Annotated in this window: 14 protein-coding genes and 1 tRNA gene; 6 read left to right on the forward strand and 9 right to left on the reverse strand. The window is 37.5% G+C overall.

The annotated features are described in order from the left end of the window. Positions 1–131: 131 nt before the first annotated feature. Both ACTB0X_RS05960 and ACTB0X_RS05965 read right to left on the reverse strand, forming a co-directional pair. Positions 132–1,637, reverse strand: a complete 1,506-nt coding sequence (locus ACTB0X_RS05960) for an OmpP1/FadL family transporter (RefSeq protein ID WP_463024075.1) — start codon at positions 1,635–1,637, stop codon at positions 132–134. A 12-nt stretch (positions 1,638–1,649) separates the two neighbouring features. Then, entirely contained in the window at positions 1,650–2,858 is a 1,209-nt protein-coding gene (locus tag ACTB0X_RS05965; RefSeq protein WP_463024076.1) for a hypothetical protein, read from the reverse strand. Positions 2,859–2,973: 115 nt separating this feature from the next. On the opposite strand from ACTB0X_RS05965, the gene proS reads away from it, so the two are divergent. From proS to rpsT, 4 genes are all read left to right on the forward strand, one after another. After that, a complete protein-coding gene (gene proS, locus ACTB0X_RS05970) occupies positions 2,974–4,452 on the forward strand; it encodes a proline--tRNA ligase (protein WP_463024077.1) in 1,479 nt (492 codons plus the stop codon). A 2-nt stretch (positions 4,453–4,454) separates the two neighbouring features. Next, a complete protein-coding gene (locus ACTB0X_RS05975) occupies positions 4,455–5,150 on the forward strand; it encodes a hypothetical protein (protein ID WP_463024078.1) in 696 nt (231 codons plus the stop codon). A gap of 81 nt (positions 5,151–5,231) precedes the next feature. Then, positions 5,232–5,303 (forward strand) — tRNA-Glu (locus ACTB0X_RS05980). Positions 5,304–5,325: 22 nt separating this feature from the next. Beyond that, positions 5,326–5,577: a 30S ribosomal protein S20 gene (rpsT, locus tag ACTB0X_RS05985; protein ID WP_463024079.1), complete on the forward strand. Its 252-nt coding sequence runs from the start codon at positions 5,326–5,328 to the stop codon at positions 5,575–5,577. Positions 5,578–5,793: 216 nt separating this feature from the next. Here rpsT and ACTB0X_RS05990 read toward each other — a convergent pair whose 3' ends face one another. Continuing rightward, positions 5,794–6,336, reverse strand: coding sequence for a hypothetical protein (locus ACTB0X_RS05990; RefSeq protein WP_463024080.1), 543 nt, complete (start codon positions 6,334–6,336; stop codon positions 5,794–5,796). A gap of 322 nt (positions 6,337–6,658) precedes the next feature. Between ACTB0X_RS05990 and mscL the strand changes: the two genes are divergently transcribed. After that, a complete protein-coding gene (gene mscL / locus ACTB0X_RS05995; protein ID WP_463024081.1) occupies positions 6,659–7,096 on the forward strand; it encodes a large-conductance mechanosensitive channel protein MscL in 438 nt (145 codons plus the stop codon). 39 nt (positions 7,097–7,135) lie between these two features. Here the strand turns inward: mscL and corA are convergent, their stop codons facing one another. From corA to ACTB0X_RS06025, 6 genes are all read right to left on the reverse strand, one after another. Beyond that, positions 7,136–8,239 (reverse strand): magnesium/cobalt transporter CorA, encoded by a 1,104-nt coding sequence (corA, locus tag ACTB0X_RS06000; protein WP_463024082.1) that lies wholly within the window; start codon positions 8,237–8,239, stop codon positions 7,136–7,138. Between the two features lie 29 nt (positions 8,240–8,268). Beyond that, positions 8,269–9,339: a mechanosensitive ion channel family protein gene (locus ACTB0X_RS06005; RefSeq protein WP_463024083.1), complete on the reverse strand. Its 1,071-nt coding sequence runs from the start codon at positions 9,337–9,339 to the stop codon at positions 8,269–8,271. 1 nt (position 9,340) lies between these two features. Next, positions 9,341–12,367 (reverse strand): ATP-binding protein, encoded by a 3,027-nt coding sequence (locus tag ACTB0X_RS06010; RefSeq protein ID WP_463024084.1) that lies wholly within the window; start codon positions 12,365–12,367, stop codon positions 9,341–9,343. 121 nt (positions 12,368–12,488) lie between these two features. Continuing rightward, complete coding sequence (purB, locus tag ACTB0X_RS06015; RefSeq protein ID WP_463024085.1) at positions 12,489–13,832, reverse strand: adenylosuccinate lyase; 1,344 nt, start codon at positions 13,830–13,832, stop codon at positions 12,489–12,491. Positions 13,833–13,850: 18 nt separating this feature from the next. Beyond that, positions 13,851–15,566, reverse strand: coding sequence for a M3 family oligoendopeptidase (locus ACTB0X_RS06020; RefSeq protein ID WP_463024086.1), 1,716 nt, complete (start codon positions 15,564–15,566; stop codon positions 13,851–13,853). Between the two features lie 38 nt (positions 15,567–15,604). After that, complete coding sequence (locus tag ACTB0X_RS06025) at positions 15,605–16,174, reverse strand: DUF5606 family protein (RefSeq protein WP_463024087.1); 570 nt, start codon at positions 16,172–16,174, stop codon at positions 15,605–15,607. A 121-nt stretch (positions 16,175–16,295) separates the two neighbouring features. Between ACTB0X_RS06025 and ACTB0X_RS06030 the strand changes: the two genes are divergently transcribed. Further along, positions 16,296–25,664 carry a PKD domain-containing protein gene (locus ACTB0X_RS06030; protein WP_463024088.1) on the forward strand — a complete coding sequence of 3,123 codons (9,369 nt, stop codon included), beginning with the start codon at positions 16,296–16,298 and terminating at the stop codon, positions 25,662–25,664. The last annotated feature ends 75 nt before the right edge of the window (positions 25,665–25,739 follow it).

Here is a 25,739-nt window from a genome sequence, read left to right on the forward strand (position 1 = left end):
TTATCCAATTTTATTAACCGCTATGCACACAAAGATTTCACTATGGGCGTAAATGTTTTTTCTGCAGTTATGTTATTGACAATTAGTCACATAAAATCAACCATTAACAATTAATAATTAACCATTATCTATTAATACTTCAATCCTACAGTAAACTGAATCAAATGACTGTTTTGCTTCAATTTAGCGAGGTTAGTTATTCCCTGTATGCTTTGAGTTTCAGAATATTTTCGCAGTGAATAGGCTAAATCAATAAAATAACCTCGTTCATCTTTATAACCGATTCCTCCGGAAAACGTCTTGGAAGATAGATTTTCTGATAAGTTGGTGTTTAATGGATTGTCATTGTATTTAAATCCGGCTCTCACACTATATGGTTGATTAATTCTATATTCCATACCTAAACGTACATTGTGAGCTTTTGAGAAATCATCATTGATTCTTACATTTTCTGCATCAAAGCCATAGCTGGAGGTTGCGTCTAATGCATCTTTAAGTTTGGCTTTTGGGTAATTGACATATTCGTAATCAGCAGAAATTATTGCTTTTTTACCTAAAATAAATCCTACTCCCGCGTTTGTTCTCCAAGGGGTATTAATTCGGTATGAAAATTCAGATAAGTATTCGTAGAAATTATCATTACCATCACTCATATTGGAATTTATACTTGTTGAGTAATTGTCATCCAATGAAAGATAAGTCGGTGACTGAATAGATGCCCCCAGTCTGATAATGTCAATTGGCTTATAGATCAATCCAAACTTTAAATTTACACCGCTACCATTTACATCTAGGCTAGTTCTTCGTGTGAAATCATTCACCCGATAGAATTCAGCTGCTTGATTGGCAGAATCAATGGGTGTGGTATAATTCATTTTTTCTTTATAGGTTGTTTGTTGATTGAAATTAATAATAGAAAATGACACTGCAGCTCCAATGTATAATTTGTCTTCATAATTGGCTCCAACTGTAATGCCCAAATCACCCATTCCACCTTTTTCAATTACATTGAATGACTTTGATATACCATCCACATCATAAAAACGAACATCATAACCGCCTCCATTAATTGAGTCAATCAAAAAGGTCTCATATGCCAATGAGATATCACTAGGGTAATATGATCCTATCTGGCCAGCTGCGAGTCCCATTCCTGAATTGTAGGAATTTAATTCTTCAACATAGGTGTCGATTAATGATTCCTTATCCTGAAACCCACTTTTGAAGTTGTATTCTCTATTGAAACTATTCGTTCTACTATATCCTACGGCAAAATTCAATCCTTTCCAACCATTTTTATCTTGTTTGGAATGGCCCACATAACCGATGTTACCGATGTTAAAATTTAAACGTCCATTGTCTGTATTGTTCCCATAAAATTTAGAAGAATTACCTGTAAATAAGAAGCTAGGGGAAAAAGTTAATTCCGAACTTCTGTACACACCTACGCTGGCAGAATTTATAGAGATGGAAGAGAAATCACCTCCAAGTGCAGTAAAAGCACCGCCCATAGAGTTAAACCTTGCAGTTCCGCTGTAATTTAGATTTGAATACCGAAGCGCATCAATTTGATTCTGAGCATTTAAAGATGTCGCTATTGCAAATCCTAAAAGGAATATTGAAAGAAATCTTTTCATAGTTGTTTTCATTTATCTTCTTGGTGAATTACTTCTTGAACCGCCACTTGAACCACCAGAGCTTCTGTTGTAACTTGGTGTACTATTGTAGGAAGGAGCTGATTGTACAGGTCGTGTTTGAGTAGGTCTAGTTTGTGTTGGCCGTGTCTGCGCAGGTCTAGTTTGTGCTGGAGTTGACTGGTTATAATTTCCACCTCTACTAGGTCTGCTGTATGTGTTATTAGTTGGAGAACTGCTCCGTGTTGGACGTGTTTCTGTATTCGGCACAGAAGTCGCATTATTAGGTACTGATCGAACCGGAGTTCGATTGATGATTACAGGTGTTTCAACTTGGCTTGGTTCTACTTGAGAAGGTTGTGCATCATTTGACGGCTGCACAGTAGGACGAGCATTACCGCTCGATGGACGAGTTGTAACCGGTTGTGCAGTGGTATTGGTATTTGATCGCACATTTGATGGCGTGTTTGGTGCCGCTGTATTTACAGGATTGGCAGATCTTCCACTTGGACGAGGTGCATTTCCACTTGTGCTTCTGCCTCCTGCTGATTGATAAGGTGAGTTTATATTGCTTCCGCGAGGACCATAGTGTACATTACTCGAACGGCCGCCGTTATCATAATAGCCTCCTCCTGAATAAAAATTGTTATAATAGCCATTGTTAATGCCATTGTAATATCCATGATTGTAACCCATCATATAGTTGTTGTAACCCCAAGGATTGTATCCCCAAGAGTTATATCCACCATATCCCCATGAATTATATCCCATTCCAAATCCGACTCCAATTCCAATGTTCCAACCGCCCATAGATCCGAAGTATGGATCATAAATACTTCCTCCAATGAATGCAGGATTTCTATTGTAAAAGTAAGGGTCTACAAAGAAAGGGTCATAGTAGCCCATGCCCATTCCAACTGTTGGTCCATGAAATCGTCTTAATCTAGCTGCATATTCATAATCATAATAATTATCGTAATCGAAGTCAGATGATGTGTTGTAGTTATTGGATTGAGTCCCCGTTTGACTTCCATTCTGAACGTATTCTGCAGATGGCTCTATTGGGGCGTCTGCAACTTCTTTTGGAGTTGGAATTGGCTCATCTTTTGGAGAATAATAAATATCGTCAAATTTACTCATGGTGCTAGTGCTCTGAAAACTTGAAGTACAAGCCGAAAGGGCAAATGTTAATCCTATGATAGAGAAATATTTATATTTTAACATTGTGTTGTAGTTTAATGTGTTTTTTTGTCTTTCTTTTTACGACTGGAGGCCCTAGAAAAATCCTTATTTTTGCCACCAAATCAATTCATTTTTATCAAATACTATACCAACAATTATGGCCAAAGACTTTACTTCAAGAAAAGAAAATTATTCTCAATGGTATAACGAAATTGTAGCGAAAGCGGATCTTGCTGAACACTCAGCAGTAAGAGGTTGCATGGTGATTAAACCCTATGGTTACGCCATATGGGAAAAGATGCAAGCGCAATTAGACAAAATGTTCAAAGAAACTGGTCATGTTAACGCTTATTTTCCATTATTCGTGCCTAAAAGTTTATTTGAAGCTGAAGAAAAAAATGCAGAAGGTTTCGCAAAGGAATGTGCCGTGGTGACGCATTACAGATTAAAGACTGATCCGAATGATAAAACCAAATTGATTGTAGACCCTGAAGCAAAACTAGAAGAAGAATTAATTGTAAGGCCAACTTCAGAAGCTGTAATTTGGAACACCTATAAAGGATGGATTCAATCGTATAGAGATTTACCATTACTTATTAATCAATGGGCGAATGTGGTTAGATGGGAAATGAGAACTCGATTGTTTTTAAGAACTGCCGAATTTTTATGGCAAGAAGGGCATACTGCTCATGCTACCAAAGAAGAAGCGATAGATGAATCAAAGTTGATGTTGGATGTGTATGCTGAATTTGCTGAGAAATACATGGCAATGCCTGTGATGAAAGGGATAAAAACAGAAAGTGAGCGATTTGCCGGAGCTGAAGAAACCTTTTGTATCGAAGCATTGATGCAGGATGGAAAAGCATTGCAAGCGGGTACTTCTCATTTCTTGGGCCAAAATTTTGCGAAAGCATTTGATGTGAAATTTGCCAATAAAGAAGGAAAGTTAGATTACGTTTGGGCGACCTCATGGGGTGTTTCCACTCGATTGATTGGAGGATTGATTATGACACACTCTGATGACAATGGATTGGTATTGCCTCCAAACTTGGCTCCAATTCAAGTGGCTATTGTTCCTATATATAAAGGAGAAGAGCAATTGGCTCAAATCTCAGAGACTGCTTTAAAAATAAAGAAAAACCTTGAAGCTAAAGGTATCTCTGTAAAGTTTGACGATAGAGATACCTATAAACCAGGTTGGAAATTTGCAGAATACGAATTTAAAGGAGTGCCAGTAAGAATAGCAATTGGTCCTAGAGATTTGGAGAATGGAACTGTCGAGGTAGCGCGAAGAGATACTTTAGAAAAAGAAGTACTTCAAATTCAAGACATCGAAGTGAAGATTGAAAACTTATTGACCAATATTCAGAATAATTTGCTCCAAAAATCAATTGATTTTAGAGAAGATAACTCTCATCATGTAGATACTTATGAAGAATTTAAAAAAGTGTTGGATGAAAAGTCTGGATTTGTATATGCTCATTGGGATGGAACTGCTGAAACAGAAGAAAAGATTAAGCAAGAAACAAAAGCGACCATTCGTTGTATTCCTTTGAATCAAAAACAAACGGAAGGAAAGTGTGTCTATTCAGGTGCGCCATCTAAAGGGAAAGTGATCTTCGCAAAAGCCTATTAATCATGGAGAGGAAAGAATCAAAATTGAAGCTCATTGCCAAAGAGCTAGAGGTTAAAGGGAATTTGAAGCAAGCTGTTTTCAGAAACACCAAAGAGCAGTTTAAGCAATTGAAAAAGGTTGTTAAGAAGGTTGTTGACGATCTCAATGAATTGACAAAAGGTAAACTAGATGAAAACATTGAAATCTTGTTTATCGATAAGGGAGATTACGAAGTACGAATAAAGTTTGCAGGAGATGTTCTAGTGATTTATATGCATACAAATGTATTTGAGTTTGAACGTTCACATACGATGTACAGCACAAGTTATATTAAAGACGATCAGCAGCGTTCTTTCTGTGGGATGATCAACTTTTATAACTTCTTAGCGGATTCATTCAAATACGATCGATTTAACGACAGTGGCTATTTAATAGCGCGAATATTTGTGAATAAGGACAATCATTTTTTTGTGGAAGGGAAACGACAATTGGGTTTTCTGTTTAACGACTTTATGAATAGCAAAATCTCAATAGATTCTTTACAGTCAATTATTGAAACGGCTATTTTGTACGCAATGGAGTTCGATTTATATACTCCACCATACAACGAAGTCAAAGAAATTACCATTGGATCTATGATTCATGAGTCGAGTGTTATGAAGGTAAAAACTTCAAAAAGAATGGGCTATAAGTTTTCACAAGAGGAAGATGAAGAATAATTAATTTTTTTTTTCAAAAATGCTTGCTGAAAATAAAAAAGGTGTTACTTTTGTCAACCCAAATCAAGGGCAAACAAATACGGTCCGTTCGTCTAGGGGTTAGGACGCCAGGTTTTCATCCTGGTAACAGGGGTTCGATTCCCCTACGGACTGCAAATTTTAAAGAAAAAAAACTATGGCTAATCACAAGTCGGCAATTAAGAGAATCAGACAAGCTAAAGTTCGTAACGAAAGAAATCGTTACCAAGGTAAGACAACTAGAAACGCTATTAGCAAATTAAGAGCTACAACTGAAAAGAAGGATGCTCAAGATTTATTGCCAAAAGTGGTGACTATGATTGATAAGTTAGCTAAGAATAACATTATTCACAAGAATAAAGCTTCTAACTTGAAATCAAAGTTGACGAAGCACGTAGCTGCTTTGTAAGAACTTTTCTTTAAAAGAGATTTAAGAAGCTTCGATTTTTATCGAGGCTTTTTTTTGCTGGCAATAATTTACAATGATCCATTATGATATGGAGTTTGGGTGCGCAACGTCAATTCATAGCTACAAGCTAATAATAGCTATAAAGTCAATTGCTATAATCATTTAGATAGATGGTTTTACGCTGATATAAGACTCGAAAAGATGTGGGGTGTAGAATTACTCTACTAACTGGTACTTAGTTGAGACTCCTTCCCAATCAAATAGGAAAATAGGCATTACTTCATCCAATCGCTTCAAGAATAAAGGGTTTGGAGATTTCATGTTTCTGAAGTATTCTTCTTGATAATCGGCTAACTCAAATTTGAAGAAGATAGCTTTAGCCATTGAATATAGCGTGTTGTTTGAAGGGTGATTAACCTTCTTAAGAAATGACATGTAGTCATTAATTGCCTTTTCAAATGCTGATGGTTCTACGTCAAAAACCAATGCAAATTTTTCAATGATTTGATTGAAAACTCTACTGTCTTGGTGCGATTCTAAAAATTTAGGAGCGATCTGTAAATTGGCTGCAATAACAATGAGCAAAAAACGGTCTTTTGCTTCAGAGATTAATTCAAATTCAACAATTAATTCTGGTGAATTTAATATGATTGCTTCAATTTCAGGAAAACCCTCATCAACTGCTTCTAATATCGCATTGACAGCAATGTTGCTGAGTTTATTTTCATTTAGTTTCTTTTTTCCAAATATGGCAAACATATAGAATGAAATTAGTTCTTTTCCTTACTCACAAATTTAGGGACTAAGCTGAGGGCTTCTAACCAATTGAAAATTCCTTATTAACAAAGTTATTAACCGAATGAGCTATTTTGTTGATAAGTAGGGTAGTGTTTGTATATATTCATTTTAATTTCAGTTAATTGTGAATTTAGAGTTGTTTGTTTGTTGCTATCTTGCTGATTTTTTTAACCATTTAAAGGTGACATAAGACTTAATAAATCGACTGTTTAACGAAAAAGTAGTGATGAATAGTTGATTAATCCACTATATTTGACCCGTTATAAACCAATAAGAGAAAAGAATGTTAAAGGAATTTCAAGATTTCATCAGAAAAGGGAACGTATTGCAAATGGCAGTAGGTTTGATTATGGCACTATATTTTGGTGCAATTACTAAATCATTTGTAGACGATATCTTAATGCCACCATTAGGATTATTGATCGGTGGAGTAGATTTCTCCCTATTAAAATTAATCTTACAAGACGGTGTTGAAGCAGTAATGGATGGTGATGTCGTCGTGGCGGAAGCTGTGAAAGAGGTGAGTATTAATTACGGAAACTTTATCAATACGATCATTACTTTTTTAATTGTAGCATTTGCTGTATTTATGTTAGTGAAGGCATACAATAGAATGGAGAGAAAGAAAGAAGAGGCTCCAGCACCTGCGGCACCTCCTGCTCCTACAAAAGAAGAAATTCTATTGGCTGAAATTCGCGATGAATTGAGAAAAAGATCTTAGGATCGAATTACATTATATAAGAAGTGGCTTTGGAGAAATCTAAAGCCACTTTTTTCGTTTAAAATAAATGATCATAAAAATTGTAATAATAATCATGACCGCCCATGCAATTGGATAGGCATATTCATAGCCCAGCTCGGGCATATGCTGGAAGTTCATCCCATAAATACCTGCTATAAAAGTTAACGGGATAAAAATGGTAGAAATAATTGTCAATACCTTCATTACCTCGTTCATTCTATTACTTAAGGCATTCATGTGAAGGTCTTTTATGCTATTTAACAAATCTCTGTAAGATTCTAGCGATTCAACCACATGTATGGCATGATCATAAATGTCTTGAAAGAAAGGACGAGTTTCTTTTTTAAATAGATTATTCTCTGATCGAATAAGACCACTTAAGGCTTCTCTTACTGGTAAGACTGAACGGCGTAAAAAAACCAAATCTTTTTTGATCGTTTGCATTTTTAAAAGGGACTCTTTATCTGCATTGTCCATTACTTCTTCTTCGAGTGCTTCCAGTTGTTCTGCAAAATGCTCAATGGCGAAATAATAGTAATCAACAATCGTATCAATTAATCGGTAAAACAAATAGTCCGGCCCCTTTGATCGCATTCTGCCTTGACCTGAAGTTAGTCGATCTCTCAAAGTGTTAAAGATATCTTGTGGCTTCTCTTGAAATGAAATCACAAAATCTTTTCCTAAAACAAAGCTAATCTGCTCGTAATCTAGCTCTTCATTTTGAACTCCATTAAACATTTTAATAGTAAAGAAGATGTACTCACCATAGTCTTCAAACTTTGGGCGGTGATTCAAGTTCATTACATCTTCTAGCAATAAGCTGTGTAACTTAAATTGTTCTCCTACTTTTTCTATGAATTCCGTATCATGTAACCCTTCTATATTTACCCAAATGTTTTTATCAGGTGCCCTGAGAGCATTAATTTGATTCAGGTCATTACTTTCTAAATAATCAATTTCAGTGGCATTGTAAATATATGCTTCACATTTTACCGACTCTACCTTTTTATCACCTGAAAAAAAGAGTTGCCCCGGAGCTTGACCTACTTTTTTCTGCAAGTGCTCACGATTGGTTTTTGTTCTATTTTTTCGCTTGGTTATTTTTGCAATGGCCTTTTTCATGATTACTCAAACGGTTTTGGGTGTTCTTTTTAAATTAAGTCTTCTTTCTTTACAATGCCTTGTGCTAGCAATTCTTTAGTCGTTCGCTCTGTCATGTCACTCATGAAAATAAATTCATTTCTAGTATCGGATACATACGCCTTTAGTCTCATCTTTAAATAGCTTCTTCGCTCTTTTACATCATTTAGAAATAGAACAACGATTGGTTTGTTCAAGTAGATGTATGGAGAAACTTGTGCAGCTTCTATTGCAATTTCTCTGGCTCTTGAGGTATCTAGATCAATTGGTAACCAAATCTCAGCCACCACTTGACAATTGGATTCTCCCGCATTTGAGTTGGAAACTGCTGTATTCACTACTTCTGAGTTGGGCACAGAAACCAAGGAATCATCTTTAGTAACGATTCTGGTGGAGCGCAAACCAATTTCAACAACTTCGCCGTAATAGTTACCCACTTCAATTTTGTCTCCAACTTGAAATGGTCGATCAAAAACAATCATGATCCCTCCAAAAATGTTTTTTAATATGTCTTGTGCTGCAAACCCAATTGCTATACCAATAGATGCTGTTACGGCAATCACGGTTTCAAATGGTGGTTGAAAAACTCCAGCTATGATTATTGTAATAATTAATGACCAACCAACAATTTTAATGAAAGGGATTAGACTCTTAAACGTGTATCGGTGTTGTGCATTTCGCTCTGCTAAAGAATCGGCTATTTTTGAAAGAATACTAATGGAGAAATATCCAATTACTAGAATTATAATCGTCCAAAATATTTTACCAAAGGAAATGATGCTCTTAATGCCTTCAAGCGGAGGGGTCTTTTCATTTAAGTCTTCTTGATTGGCCGCATCAATTCTTTTTCCTACTTTTTCAAAGACAGCGCTGTCTTCTTTTGTCACTGCGGGAGCGATGTCTGCCTTCGTTTTTATGTTTTTGCTACTATCCGATTTTACGCTGTCTTTTTTTAGGTCGACAGTGTCGTATAAATTCTGTGGGATAAGCGCCTTAAAAGGATTATTATTCGACTGACTATATCCGCTAAATTGAATAATGAACAACAAAAGAAATAACCCATTTTTTAGAATAACTTTCATACTAGTGGATGATATTTAGATTTTTTAATAGGTTAACAACTTGCCTGAATAGTAATTGGTTGATGTGATATAAACCTTCTTTATTTTTTATGATAATTCCCCGATCTTCCAAAACGATTAAATTAAGTCTACTTTGTTCAATGGAGTGATTAAACAAAATTGCGTGTTCTTCAATCCCAATGTTTTCTTGAATAATCATTGCATGTAGCGTGTGGATACTTTGTTTTTCTATATTGTTTAGAAATGAAAAGTCAAATCCAGATAGCTTCCCGATATGTATGGTATTGCTCTCTACTTTTTTTGCAGATCGAAGCCAGTAAAGTAATGCAATACTTATGTTACTGTCTGAAAATTTATTCAATTCTTTAAAGAAAGCTTTTCGAAGGTATTCCTGCTTTTCTTGATCACTTAATTTGCTGTATTTATTCTGTGAACTCACCATTTCTCCTTCTTCAAAATGAATGTTATATCCACTTACTCTGTGTCGGTTGATGATGATTTTATTAATCTGATTTTCATCAATTTTACTCATCTGAAGTGCAATTCTATAGTACGACTCGATGCGTATTGATTTATTTAAAAATTGCCATGCATAGAGCTTGCAGCTATTGATCCAATAGATGTATTTTCCAGTTTTTGAGATTAATTCGAGGTAAGCTTTTAATGCATCAAAACCATTTACTTTTTTAAGAAACAGGTAATTGATATCTTCTAGAATAATTAATGAGTTGCTGTGTTGAGCAATCAACTGCTCTTCTAGTTCATCAAATGTAGCTGCATTTGTTTTGATAAAGTCATTGAAAAAATCAATTAACTCCGACTTTTTATAAATGGTACGGTTTACTTTGGTTCGATGGATAGGAATATTAATAGGGTTTTTCAAGAAGAAATTGATCAGTGTACTGGAACCACTTCCTTTTTCACCTGTAATAATGGTAGAAGAGTATTTTCCTACTTGCCAATTATTGAATGCTTTATTCAGTGCTGTTAACTCATCTGATCGACCTACAAAGAAACTTTCATCATCTATTGGTTCTACTCGATATAATCGCTGATAAACATAAGGTAGTTGCTCAATAGCTTTATCTGTATCGCTTAAAAAATCTGCTAGTTCAGCACTAATTCGAACTTTCTTTTCATTGAGTCCAAAGTATTTTAAACCTTTTTCATACAGATTAGTGGTTTTGCCCCAATATACCAAAGTGTAAGCCTTGATTTTGTAATAGTACTTTTTGATCAACTCAATGGCTATCTGCTTGTAGTTTTGAGTATGCCGGAGTGCTTTAGCTTTAGCCAATGAAATTCTGAGATTGAGAATATTCTCATTCTTTGTCAGTCGATCAAGCTCTTTATTTAAATCATCTATAGAGCGATCCAGAACTTTAACAATACTTGTGCTAATTTCAATTAAACTGTTTTTAATCTCTTCAGTTTTGGCAATACTTCTGTTCATTCCTTCCAATGCCAAGGTTTGAACTTCTTCGAATGGTTTGCCATCATTGGAATAGGTAATTGCAGAATCGAGATTGTAGGTTACAATACTATTGATGTCGCTGATGGCAGTTCTAACGGATTCTAGTTTTTCAAGAACACTTGATTTTAAATCTTTATTGCTCCTAATAAATCGAGGATAGGTTTCTAGTTGCACCAACTCTTTTGGGTCGAAATGCTCTAATTCATTCTTCTTAAAGGCACGATCGTATTGAGCAGAACCAGAGATGATCCGCTGAGGTTGAATTTTATCAATTTCCGTTTTAATCTTTGTTTCTAGTCGCTCAATGAGGTATGGAATGTTTTGACTGTATAATTTTTCAATCGACTCAGGGATTACTTGATTCGTCAGGATGATATTAAGCTTATCCTTTTCAGTGGTTAAAAATGCTGCAAACTTTTCACCTTTATATTGCTCACAAGTAGAAATGCTGTGTTTTAATTCTTGTAAATTCTTCTCAATAGTTGAAATCTGTGCAACAAGACTATTGTCTATTCGAGTTACACAGCTATTACTTAGTAATTCGTGCTGTTGCAATCCAGCATATACAATATTGTAAAGCTCTAAGTCTAGCTGAAAGTCGTCCAGCATTGCAAAAAGAGTGTTTTTCCACCCATTGCTAATTCTTAAGTAGTTGAGATGAAGGGATTCACTTTTACTTTGGATCTTCGCATCTGAAAATTCAACAAATGGAATCTCCATCGTTCCAACCCGATCAAAGGTAAAGCGATATTCTTTCGTTTGTATTTTAAGTTTGTGCTTAATTTCTCTCTGAAGCACTCCATTAAGTTGATTCAGATCATTGTAAATGTTTTGAAAGTGATTCGGTGCAATTCTATCTGCTACTAATTTCTTCAATTCATCGATTGTTATTTCTTCTTTATTGAAGATTGCAATCTGTTGATTGATAAATTGATCGATCTTCCATACCTGATCAATGGTTTGCGTTCTTGATGAGAGTAATCTGGTGTATTCTTCAATTAATGAATAAGGAAGTTGAAATTCAAAGTAATAAGAGTAGAGTCCTCTGACAGGTACATCATGTAACCATACTTTTTCTCCTTTTTTCTCTTTGCGAAATACATCTGCAATCTTTACAGGAATATTGGAGGTAGCTCGAAAGAAACTTTTAAAAGGCTTTCTGAATTTTATTCCAACAGAATCAGAAGGTTGAATGCGAAAGCGTTCTTCTTTTTCCGGAATTGTAATTTTTCCTGGAATTTGTTTTAATTCTTGATTGCAAAAATCAATGTATGATTTAAAATCTTCCGCAAATCCATTCTCTCTTTTTTCTGGATAATAGGCACTTAAAAGTTTGTAAAGGTGGTTGTTGGTATTGTTGATTTCCTTAATGACTCTTAATTCTTCTTGTCGTTTACTGTCACCAGTTAATCGGCTTGAGAAGTTGGAGTAAATATTCTCAGCATCCTTTACGAATTTAAGTTGTAAAGTAATTTCTTCCTCAAAAAAAGTAAAAAGAGCAGGGAAAAATTTTGATTCTATTTGCTCATCTGTATCGTTAAAGTTCTCCTGCATATTATAGGTAATTCAAGGTGTTAAATTATGAATTTTTGAATTGATGTAAATCCTTTTAAAATTCATAGCAAAAAAAAGGAGCTTGATCGCAAGCTCCTTTTAAAAATCCATTGGGATAATATTAAATCCCTGTATAATTGTAAGGTGTAATTTGTTTTAATTCAGCTTTTATAGACTCTGAAACATTCAGCGTTTCAATGAATTTACTGATTGATTTGGCAGTTATTTTTTCATTGGTTCGCGTCAATTCTTTTAACGCTTCATAAGGTTTTGGAAATCCTTCTCTTCTCAATACTGTTTGAATGGCTTCTGCTACTACCGCCCAATTGTTTTCTAAATCCAACCTGATTTTGTCTTCATTGATGATGAGTTTTCCCAATCCTTTTTGCAACGATTTCAATGCTATTAATGTATGTCCATAAGGCACTCCTACATTTCTCAAAACGGTGCTGTCCGTTAAATCTCGTTGTAATCTACTTATTGGGAGTTTGCCGGATAAATGCTCAAAAATAGCATTGGCGATTCCTAAGTTTCCTTCTGAGTTTTCAAAATCAATGGGGTTCACTTTGTGTGGCATCGCCGATGATCCTATTTCTCCAGCTTTAATCACTTGTTTGAAATAGTCCATCGAAATGTACGTCCAGATATCTCGATCTAAATCAATTAGTATGTTATTGATCCGTTTAGAAGCATCAAAAAGTGCCGCTAAATTATCGTAATGCTCTATTTGGGTGGTGGTTTGTGATCGTTTTAATTTCAGGCCATTGTCCACAAAGTTATTGGCAAATCCTTTCCAGTCGATTGATGGATAAGCGACTTGATGTGCATTGAAGTTTCCAGTAGCTCCACCAAATTTAGCTGAAAAAGGAATGCTTTTTAATTGGGCCAATTGAATTTGTAGCCGTTCCACAAAAACATAGATTTCTTTTCCTAATCGGGTAGGAGAGGCCGGCTGTCCGTGGGTTCTAGCCAATAATGGAATTGCTGACCAATCGGTTGAAAGCTGATTCAATTGATCGATCGTAGCTTCTAGCTCAGGAATAATAACTTCTTCCACTGCATTTTTCAATGACAACGGAATCGAAGTATTGTTGATGTCTTGAGAAGTCAATCCGAAATGGATAAATTCAGCACTGTTGCCCAATCCCAATGACTCAATCTTTTCTTTGATGAAATACTCTACAGCCTTCACATCGTGGTTGGTCACCTTTTCAATGTCTTTCACTCGCTGTGCATCACTATTGGTAAAGCTGGTATAAAGCAATCTTAGTTTTGGGAAAATATCTGCCTTTACTGACTTTAATTCTGGCAATGGCAATTCGCATAATGCGATAAAATATTCTACTTCTACCAAAATCCGGTAACGAATTAAGGCCGCTTCTGAAAAATATTTTTCGATGCTTTCGGTGTGTCTTCTATATCTTCCATCTATTGGAGAGATAGCATTTAAGTTATTAAAATCCATTGGATTGTTTTACAAATATTATTGGTCTAATGATTTCAATTCGTTGATTACAAATTCAATCAATTCCTTTACATACGCTTTAGAAAAGTCGAATTTAATTCCTGCAGCTTCATAGATTTCGCCAATGGATTTGGTGTAACCTAATTTTAGAGCTGCTTTATATTGCTCCAATCCCTTAGTGGGATTATTTCTGTAGTTTCTCCATACGGCCACGGCACCCAATTGAGCCATTCCGTATTCAATGTAATAGAATGGCACTTCGTACAAGTGCAATTGCCGTTGCCATGCGTTGCTTTTGGCTTCTTCCCATCCTGTCCAATCGGTTACGGCGCTTGAAAATTTTGAATTGATTCGATTCCAAGTGGTGGTTCTCTCTTCTATGGTGTGTGTTGGGTTTTCATATACCCAATGCTGAAATTCATCAATGGTAGCCACCCATGGAAGCGTAGTCAATACACCAATTAATTGTTCTTTTTTGGCTCTTTTTAAGTCGTCCTCATTTTCAAAAAATACATCCCAATGATCCATACTCATTAGCTCCATACTCATGGAAGCCAATTCAGCAACTTCAGATGGTGTACTTTGAAAATCAACCAATTCTAAATTAGCCATTAAAAAGGAATGAATGGCATGTCCGCCCTCGTGCATCATGGTCACCATGTCTCTGAAAGTGCCTACTGCATTCATATATATAAATGGAATGCCACTTTCATAGAGTGGATAATTAAATCCTCCTGGCGCTTTCCCTTCTTTTGATTCTAGATCGAGGTAACCTAAGCGTTGCATGGTTTGCAAGCATTCTCCAAAAAAAGGATCTAAACGATTGAAAACGGTAATTGATTTTTCGACTAATTCAGTCGCATCTTTAAAAGGAACTAAAGGAGCTTTCCCCGTTAAATCGACACTTTTGTCCCAAGGCTTTAATTCTGAAACCCCCAACAGTGCTTTGCGTTCTAGGTCTAATGCATTGATTGTTGGCATCAGCACAGTTTCAATGCTCTCATGAAAGTCGAAACAATCTTGTGGCGAATAATCAAATCGTCCGAGGGCATCGAACATATAGTCTCTGTAGTTGGAATAATCTGCATTCCGAGCCACTTCATCTCTATCTGCAATTAATTCGCTAAACAGTTGATTGAGTTTGTCTTTATCTTCAAGTCGTCTGATGCTAATTTTTTCAAATGCTGTTTCTCTCTTCGATCGATCCGTTTCTTCAAACAATTTTGCAGCTCGTTGAAGCGTCATTTTTTCGCCATCAATTTCTACAGACATGGCTGCAGCGATGGATCCAAATTCTTGTGATTTTTGCTCCAATCGAGTTAAAATGGGAATGTTTTTTTCTCGGAAAATTTCAACACTTTTTTGAATGCCACGAATCAGAATGAAATATTTATCAGGATTCAATTCTTTTAGATAATCAGAATCCAATAATTTTCGTTCCAACTGATTGTTAATGGGTGCTATTTTTGGATTTATTTCTTGCACAAAAAAGTTGAATCGTTCTTGAAGATGAGGATCTCTGGTGTCGATATTCATTTTGATGTATCGCCAAGCCATGTCTTCTTCCAAAAAAGCATCCAATTCACTTTTATCTTTCAGCCAACTCTCCAATTCTTCAACAGAAGAGATTTTGCGAGTTAAAAGCTCATTGAAATAAGGATCAACAGCTTCCCAATTGGGAATAGAAAAGTCGTTTGGCAAAAAATGCCTGGTCAATTCTACAGTGTTTTTCATAAGTTGAGGTTGGGTGCAAGAAATAGTAAAAGCAATGATTACTTTTTCTTTTTGCTTGCAGTAGTTTTGGTTTTATCGGTCGTTTCCTTCTTTTTTGCAGGCGCTTTCTTTGCAGGTGCTTTTTTCTCAGCAGATGGTTTTTTCGCGGCCTTTTCTTCTTTTTTTGGAGCTTCTTCCTTTACTTCTACTTTCAATAAATTGTTTTTATGCAATAAATTATACCATTGCATAATTTTTTTTACGTCAGAAGCATACACTCTTTCTTTGTCAAAATTTGGAAGTGCCTTTTCTAAATGAGCCGACAATTCGCTAGCAGATGCTTTATGGTTGATGGTTTCTTTACCGTCTTCTAGCGCATAAATCTTTTCAAATACTTCAGAAAGTAAAATGTCTTCTTCGTAAGTGTAGATACTAATGTCTTCTAAAGCAGATATTTGTTGGTTTGAGTAAACCGGAAATCGTTTATTGTCTACTAATGATTCAGCAATAAGTCCATTTTTGGTCTGTGAAACGACTTTGTGTAAACCTGGTTTTCCCGCGATTGAAATGATTCCTTTAATGTCCATTGTTATAAATATGATTTCCGGCAAATATACAGATTTGAACATTTTAAAACGAAGTGAAAAATTCAGCACCGATTCACGCAACTAATTAGCATGATATACGTCATTCAACTAGATATTTTTGTATTTTTAACAATTATTTTACTCACTCAATTACTACCGATTGATGAAAAGTTTCTACAAACTAGTACTCGTCTTATTATTCGCTTTTACCGCCAACTCTCTTTTTGCATCTCATTATATGGGAGGTGAAATCACATGGGAATGCAACGGGAGCAACCAATATATTTTTACTGTAAAAATTTACAGGGATTGTAATGGGAGTTTCTTTGGGGGGAGTACGAATCTGCAAATTTCAAATTATCCTAATGTTGGAAATACTACCAGCGTGCCAATTGTAAGGCCATTGAGTGAAATTAGAGATATTAGTGCAACTTGCGGGACTAAACCATGTAATCCACCAAATACAACCATTAGCCCTAACGTTCCTGGTGCGGTCGAAGAGCATATATATAGATCAAGTCCTGTCACTTTAAATGGAGTTCCAGGGGTTGCTGGTTGGATTTTTACTTGGGATGGATTTGCTAGGAATAATGCAATTGACAACCTTGTAAATCCAGGTGGTGAAGGTCTTACTTTAAGGGCCAAAATGTTCGCATTTAATGGTCAAAACGCCAATACCTGTTACGATGAATCTCCTAAATTTTCTGAAGCCCCAGCCTCTATTTTGTGTATTGGAAGTCCATTTACCTACAATCACAATGCAGAAGACCCTGAATTAGACTCTTTGGTTTATTCATGGGCACAACCGTTAGATGATTTCTCAGGAACCTATGTTGAAGGTTCAAATCCTTCTCCTCTTCCTTTTGTGAATGGCTATTCTTTTACCTCCCCATTTCCTGGTACTACCCAAAACCCAAATAATATCCCTGCCTCTTTGAATACCGCAACTGGTGAGATCAGTTATCAGTCATTTACCTCTGGAGAATATATATCCGTAATTCGTGTAGAGTCGTTCCGTTGTGGGATTAAAACAGCAGAAATTTATCGGGATATACAAACTGTGTTGTTAGGTTCTTGTTCTCCCAATAGAGCACCAGTGATTGTGCCACCCTTTCAGTCTACGCCTGGAATTAATGATTTATACCGAGATACAGTAAAGGCTGGAGACTTGGTTACTTTTAACGTACAGGCTTTTGATCAGTTTGATGCCACATTAAATCCGACAATTGACTCGGTATATGTGTATGCCAGTGGTCGTCAGTTTGGATCTAATTTTACGAATCCAAATGCTGGTTGCTCTACGCCGCCTTGTGCTGTGTTTAGCCAAGCCATGCCAGCAAAAGGATTGGTTGCGGTCTCCAATAGTTTTACTTGGCAAACCACTTGTGATCACATTGCGAATAATGATGGTTGCGTAAGCTCCAGTAATACGTACAATTTTGTAATTCGTGCTGTGGATAATTCTTGTCCTGCGCCTGCACAGCGTATCGTTACCATTTCGATTACCGTATTGGCAGAAGATGTCATCAAATCACCCGATATTCATTGTTTGGATGTAAAAGCAAATGGAGATGTAGATTTAACATGGAATCAACCCATCGATACTTCGAATTCATTTAATGCATGGATGATCTTTAGTTCATTGAATCCAAATGGACCTTTTGTGAAAGTGGATAGTATTTTTAATTACAATACTTTAAGTTACACCCACGTTGGTGCAGGAGCAAATGCTGCAGCAAGATATTATTACATCAGAAGTAGGTCAGGTTGTAACGATGCAATTTTGACTCCTGCGAAAGATACATTGTCTACCATATTTTTAAATACGACTCTTGATGCAGCAAATGGCTGTGCCAATTTAAGTTGGAATCAGTTTAACTCATTAGGCTCTTCAGGAAATTATCGAATTTTTAGAAATGGGGTTCAAGTCGGAACCACCAACTCTACAACGACTACTTTCTGTAGCCCAGTATCAAGTTGTACTGGTAGTATTGTTTTTCGTGTACAACGAGACAATACAATTGTCACTCCTAATTCATCATCCAACGTATTTACTTTTAATTACACAGGGCCAACCCCTGTAGCTAACTTCTCATCTGTAGCGAGTTGCTCCTCAAAACCAGTGGTATTTACAGATTTGTCCACAGTTTCAGCAGGAGTAATTACTTCCTGGGCTTGGAATTTTGGCGATGGTTCAGGTACCTCTACACAGCAAAATCCTTCTTACACGTATGCTGCAGCGGGGACTTATACCGTTTCACTTACCGTAACTACGAATTTAAATTGTACTCAAACGACCACGAAACAAGTAACAGTGACCAATTCTCCTCCAGTAAGTGTTGGAGTAAATAAATCCATCTGTAGAGGTGGAAGCACAACCATTGGCGGAGCTCCGACTACATTGGCTGGGAATACAGTTCTATGGTCACCTGCTACTGGATTAAGCAGCACTTCTGCTTTTAATCCGACCGCTAGTCCTACCACTACAACAACATATACGGTTGTTGTGTCAGATGCTTCTTCATGTACAAGCACAGGTCAAGTAACAGTAACTGTGACCAATATCCCAACTGCAAGTGCTGGATTAGATAAAGTTATTTGTGCTGGGGCAACAACTTCAATTGGAGGAAGCCCTACTTCAAATAGTTCAACAGCAACTTATTTGTGGAGTCCTGCGACAGGATTGTCCAGTACAACAGTGGCTAATCCAACAGCTAATCCAACTTCAACAACCACTTATACTGTTAGAGTTTCTGATGGTCCAAATTGTACTGCTACTGATCAAGTATTGGTGACTGTAAATCCTGCTCCACCAGCAAGTGCAGGCACAGACAAAACAATTTGTACAGGAGGTTCAGTAGTTATCGGTGGAAGCCCAACAACAACTGGAGGAAATACCGTAACATGGTCTCCTGCGACAGGTTTGAGTAGTACAACTGCATTAAATCCAACTGCGAATCCAACTACAACTACAACCTACACAGTGACTGTAAGGAGTGCCAATAATTGCACATCAACCGATCAAGTATTAGTAACTGTCAATCCAAATGCTACAGCCAATGCGGGTGCAGATAAAATCATTTGTGTGGGAGGAAGTGTGGCCATTGGAGGAAGTCCAACAGGTATTGCCGGATCTAGTTATTCATGGAGTCCAACGACAGGTTTGTCAAGTTCTACAGTAGCTAACCCAACTGCTAGCCCTGCAATAACAACAAATTATACTGTTACTGTAACGAATAGCAATGGGTGTACAGGAACAGATTTAGTAAGAGTAACTGTAAACCCAACAGCTGCTGCAAATGCAGGTCCAGATAAAATTATTTGTGTTGGTGTTGGGCAAGTAATAGGAGGTAGTCCAACAGGAAATGCTGGCTCTACTTATTCATGGAGTCCAACAACTGGTTTGTCGAGTCCAACAGCAGCAAACCCAACTGCAAATCCTGCAACTACAACAACCTATACCGTTTTAGTAACCGATGGGAATGGATGTACAGGAACAGATCAAGTTCAGGTTTCAATAGGTGCAATTCCGAGTGTAAGCGCCGGACCTGATAGAACAATATGTGTTGGAAAATCAACTACTATTGGTGGTTCTCCTACTGGAGCAGGAACTTCAACCTTTTCATGGAGCCCAGCAACTGGCTTGTCAAGCACTTCAGTAGCTAACCCCACTGCTAGCCCAACATCAACTCAGACATACACAGTAATCGTAACTGATGCTGCAGGTTGTACTGCAACCGATCAAATGATAGTAACAGTCAATCCCTCGCCAACAGCAAATGCAGGGACTGATAAATCAATTTGTCCTGGAGGAAGTATCGCAATCGGAGGTAGTCCAACAGGGCCTGGTGGATCAAGCTATTCTTGGTCGCCAGCAGGAACCCTGTCAAGTGGGTCTGTATCTAATCCAGCAGCTACACCTCTGGTAAATACCATTTATACCGTTACAGTAACCAATGCAAATGGTTGTACTGCTACAGATGCTGTAGAAGTGAGGATTAATGCTGTTCCAACTGCAGATGCAGGAACAGATAAAGTCATTTGTAATGGAGCTTCTACTGTAATTGGTGGAAGCCCGACTGGACCAACAGGAGCTACTTACACATGGAGTCCAGCAACTGGTTTGTCAAGCACAACTGCTTCAAATCCGACAGCAAATCCGACAGCGACAACGAATTATACAGTAACAGTAACGAGTGGAGTTGGTTGTTCTTCAACTGATGTTGTAAGAGTAACAGTTAATCCAAACCCTATAGTGGATGCAGGAACAGATAAAGTCATTTGTAATGGAAAGTCGGTTGCAATTGGTGGTTCGCCAACTAGTGCAACCGCAACTTCTTATTCTTGGACTCCTATTACAGGATTGAATAATGCAACAGTTTCTAATCCAGTAGCCAATCCAATTGCCACTACAACTTATACTGTTGTTGCAATTGATGCGAATGGATGTTCAGGCACCGATCAGGTAATTGTGACAGTAAATCCAAGTCCAATTGTGAGTGCGGGAGCTGACAAAGCAATTTGTCCTGGAGGCAGTATTGCCATAGGAGGTAGTCCAACAGGACTAGGTGGGTCAAGCTATTCTTGGTCACCAGCAGGAACTTTGTCAAGTGGGTCTGTTTCGAATCCAATCGCTTCACCTTTAGTAAATACAATTTATACAGTAACAGTAACCGATGCAAATGGTTGTTCTGCAACTGATGATGTAGAAGTGACCATTAATGCAGTTCCTACTGCTGATGCTGGTGTTGATAAAGTAATTTGTAACGGAAGCAATACAACAATTGGTGGTAGCCCAACTGGTCCAACAGGAGCGACTTACTCATGGAGTCCAGCAACTGGATTGTCAAGTACCACTGCAGCGAATCCTACAGCGAATCCAACGGTTACAACAAACTATACAGTAACTGTGACAAGTGGAGTAGGATGTTCTTCAACTGATATTGTTCGAGTGACTGTAAATCCTAATCCAATTGTGGATGCAGGAACAGATAAAACCATTTGTGTTGGTTTTTCAGTTGCAATAGGAGGTTCACCAACTAGTGCTACAGCTACGTCTTATTCATGGACGCCTACCGCAACATTAAGTAATGCTACTTTATCCAATCCAATTGCTACGCCTTTAGTGACTACAACCTATACAGTAGTTGCAACAGATGCAAACGGGTGTTCTTCAACAGATCAGGTTATTGTAAATGTTAATCTTAGTCCTACAGTAAGTGCAGGTGTTGATAAAGCAGTATGCCCTGGTGGAAGTGTGGCAATCGGCGGAAGCCCAACAGGACCTGGAGGTTCGAGTTATTTGTGGTCTCCAGCCGCTACATTATCCAGTGCTAGTGTTTCCAATCCAATTGCATCACCTGTAGTAAATACAATTTATACAGTAACGGTAACCGATGCAAATGGATGTACTGCTAGTGACGATGTGGAGGTTATCATTAATCCTTTGCCAACAGCAGATGCAGGAACAGATCAAGTGATTTGTAACGGAAAGTCGACAACGATTGGAGGAAGTCCAACCGGGCCAACAGGAGCTACATATTTATGGAGTCCAGCAACTGGATTGTCAAGTGCAACAGCATCCAATCCAACTGCAAATCCAATTTTAACTACCACTTATACCGTGACGGTGACAAGTGGAGTCGGATGTACTTCAACCGATGCCGTTCTCGTAACGGTTAATCCGAATCCAATAGTAGATGCAGGAACTGATAAAACAGTTTGTGTGGGTTTCTCAGCAACTATAGGAGGTGCACCAACAAGTGCAACAGCCACTTCTTTTGCATGGACACCGGCTGCCACATTAGATAATGCAATATTATCGAATCCAACAGCCACACCTTTAGTAACTACAACTTATACAGTGGTAGCAACTGATGCTAATGGATGTACCGCATCCGATCAAGTAATTGTGAATGTTAATCCTAGTCCAATAGTAAGCGCAGGTCCTGATAAGGCCATTTGTATTGGTGGAAACACCGCAATTGGCGGAAGTCCTACTGGTCCTCCTGGAGGTTCAACTTATAGTTGGTCACCTGCTGCTACTCTATCTAGTGCGACAACGTCCAATCCTACAGCTAATCCTGTCGTTACGACAACTTATACCGTTACAGTAACAGATGGGAATGGGTGTATTTCTACAGATGATGTAATTGTAACTGTTAATCCTTTACCTGTTGTAAATGCAGGTTCGGATCAAACAATATGTGTTGGACAATCTGCTCCTTTGGGTGGAACGCCAACAGGTCCTGGAGGCTCAACTTATTTATGGAGTCCAATTACAGGTTTGACCAATTTTGTAGCATCTAATCCTTTAGCAAGTCCTGCAGTTACTACGACCTATACTGTGCAAGTAACAGATGTTAATGGGTGTACTGCTTCAGATCAAGTGACTGTAACAGTAAATCCATTGCCTGTTGTAAGTGCAGGTCCTGATGTGTTTGTTTGTTTAAATGATACCATCACAATAGGAGGTTCTCCAACAGGGCCAGCAAATACGGTGACATATGCTTGGAGTCCTGCTGCAACATTGGTAAATGCGACAGTTGCTAATCCAAAAGCATTTCCCACAACACCAACAACCTATACGGTAACTGTAACTGATGTGAATGGATGTACAGCGACTGATGATGTATTGGTTTCTATCAATCCATTACCAACAATAGATGCTGGAGATTCTGCTTATGTATGTCCTGGTTTTTCTACTCAACTTCAGGCAACTGGAGGAATAACATATACTTGGGATCCACATCCAACTTTGAGTAATTTAAATATTGCAAATCCATTAGCTACACCAACAGCATCAACCACATACTACGTAACTGGTTTTGATGGCAACGGTTGTAGAAATAGAGATTCAGTATTTGTGTTGTATTCTCCATCAGTTCCAACTGAAGCAGGAGCGGATCAAACCATTTGCTTAAACGATAGTGTGACATTAGGCGGTAGTCCAACCTCTCCTTTGAATACGATTTATTCTTGGACGCCAGTTGCAGGGTTAAGCAATGCAACAGTTGCGAACCCAAAAGCTTCGCCAGCAATTACCACTAAGTATTACTTGAGAACTGCCAATGATACCTGTGTTGGAATTGATTCGGTTATTGTAACTGTGAATCCAATAATAACAGCGGCTTTTTCTTCAACTACTATATGTTTGAATGATTCCACTGCCTTTACAGATTTATCAACAATAACTGCAGGAGGAAGTATAACCAATTGGAGTTGGGATTTTGGAGATGGTTCAGCAATAGTGACTGCTCAAAGTCCTAAACATTTATACTTAACAGCAGGAACATTTAATGTGAAACTAGTCGTTACCTCTGATGTTGGTTGTAAAGATTCGATCACTAATGTAATCACTGTTCATCCTAATCCAACTGCTGATGCAGGACCGGACTTTACAATCTGTTTTGCAGATACCATTAATATTGGTGGTTCGCCAACAGGAGATCCGGCCAATACTTTTGCTTGGAGTCCGATCACAGGATTGAGTAATGCAACATTGGCGAACCCAGATGCATTCCCAATAGTAACCACGAAATATTATGTTACAGTTACAGATGGAAATGGATGTTTTGGGATCGATTCGATGGTTGTTACTGTGAATCCACTTCCTATAGTGGATGCAGGAAATGATGTGACGATTTGTGAACAAGAAGAAACTCAACTGACCGCAACCGGAGCAGTAAATTATACGTGGACTCCAATAACTGGACTGTCCAATGCTACAATTGCCAATCCAATTGCTAGTCCCATTGCAACCACTAAGTATTATGTGACCGGCGTAGATGCTAATGGTTGTGAAAATAGTGATTCATTAACAGTATTCGTAAATCCAAGACCTGTAGCTTTGTTTGAGGCAGATACTGTTTGTCAAGGAGCAGTGACAACGTTTACTGACCTTTCAACTGTTGCAACAGGAACTATTACTGGTTGGGACTGGGATTTTGGGGATGGAATGGGAACTTCTACTTTGGCTTCTCCAACTTATACGTATGGAACTCATGGAGTATTTAATGTTCAATTGATTGTAACTTCTAATTTAGCATGTAGCGATACCTTTAATTTAAATATTCAAGTGGATACATTGCCATTAACGAATGCGGGGCCAGACATTACTTATTGTTTCGGTGATACCGCACAAATAAATGCAACGGGAGCATTAACTTATATTTGGACACCAGTAACTGGATTAAGTAATCCAACCATCCCAAATCCAAAAGTGTTTACAACTACCACCACTACCTATACGGTGATTGGAATTGGAGCAAATGGATGTTTTAAATCAGATCGAATCACAGTTACTGTAAATCCATTGCCAGTGATTGATGCAGGAAATGACTTGGCGGTTTGCTTGGGCGATACTGTAATTTTAGGTGGTATTCCTACAGGTCCTGTTGGAGCGAAATATACATGGACACCTTCCACACAGTTGAACTTCGATACCGTTCAGAATCCAATCTGCTCTCCTTTGGTAACTACAACGTATTATTTAGAAGTAGAAGATGGAAATTCATGTATTGCGAGAGATTCAATAATTGTTACTGTAAATCCATTGCCAGTTGTTGCTGTAGGAGTTGATACTACCATGTGTAAGGGAGATATCGTTCAATTGCAAGCTTCAGGAGCCGTAACATACTCTTGGAGTCCAATTATTGGGTTGAATGATCCGTTTATTTCTAATCCAATTGCATTCCCAGATACGACTACTATTTATGTGGTTACAGGAACCGATATTAACGGATGTTTTGACACAGATACAGTAATCGTAGAAGTATTTGATGTGACTATTTCTGATCTTGAAATTTGTGAAGGGGAATCGGTTGAATTAAATCCTATTCTTTCTGGAGACACCGTTGGAATAACTTATTTATGGTCACCTGCAGCAGATTTAAGTGATGCGACAGTTCGGAATCCAATTGCAAATCCATTGGTAAAAACGAAATATTTCGTAGAAGTGAGAAATGCTGCTGGATGTTTTGATGTGGATAGTATGATTATAGAGGTGAAACCAAACCCAATTGCTGATTTTGATTTGGACTTTACACCTGAATGTTCAGGGCTTGTCACTTTAGTGGATAATAAATCCATTAATGGAATTGATTACAGATGGATTGTAAACAATTCGACTGATACAGTGGATGGTTTTGAACCGCAGTTGGATTTTAATTTCAATAGTGAAAATGTATTGACGTTGATAGCTCAGAATTTAACTTGCTACGATACATTAACCAAAGCAATCAATATTGGAAACATCGATAATTACTTGGAGTTGGTTCAAACCAATGTGTTCTCTCCAAACGGGGATGGAATTAACGATGTATTTAGAATCAATTATAAGGGTGATTTAGCCAATTGTGTTGAGGTAACTATATTTAACCGATGGGGAGAAATTGTCTACACCTCAAACACTGAAAAAAGTGGATGGGATGGTAGAACCCAAAGTGGAGATAAAGCTGCGCCTGGAACCTATTTCTATGTGATCGAATTGCAAGATGCACAAGTGAAAGGAAGTGTATTCTTGACGAGATAAAATAATATGAATGATTAGAAACCGCCTCTATTCGCTGTAGTGAAAGAGGCGGTTTTTTAGTATAATAAATTTCAA

The organism is Acidiluteibacter sp., from assembly GCF_055129545.1.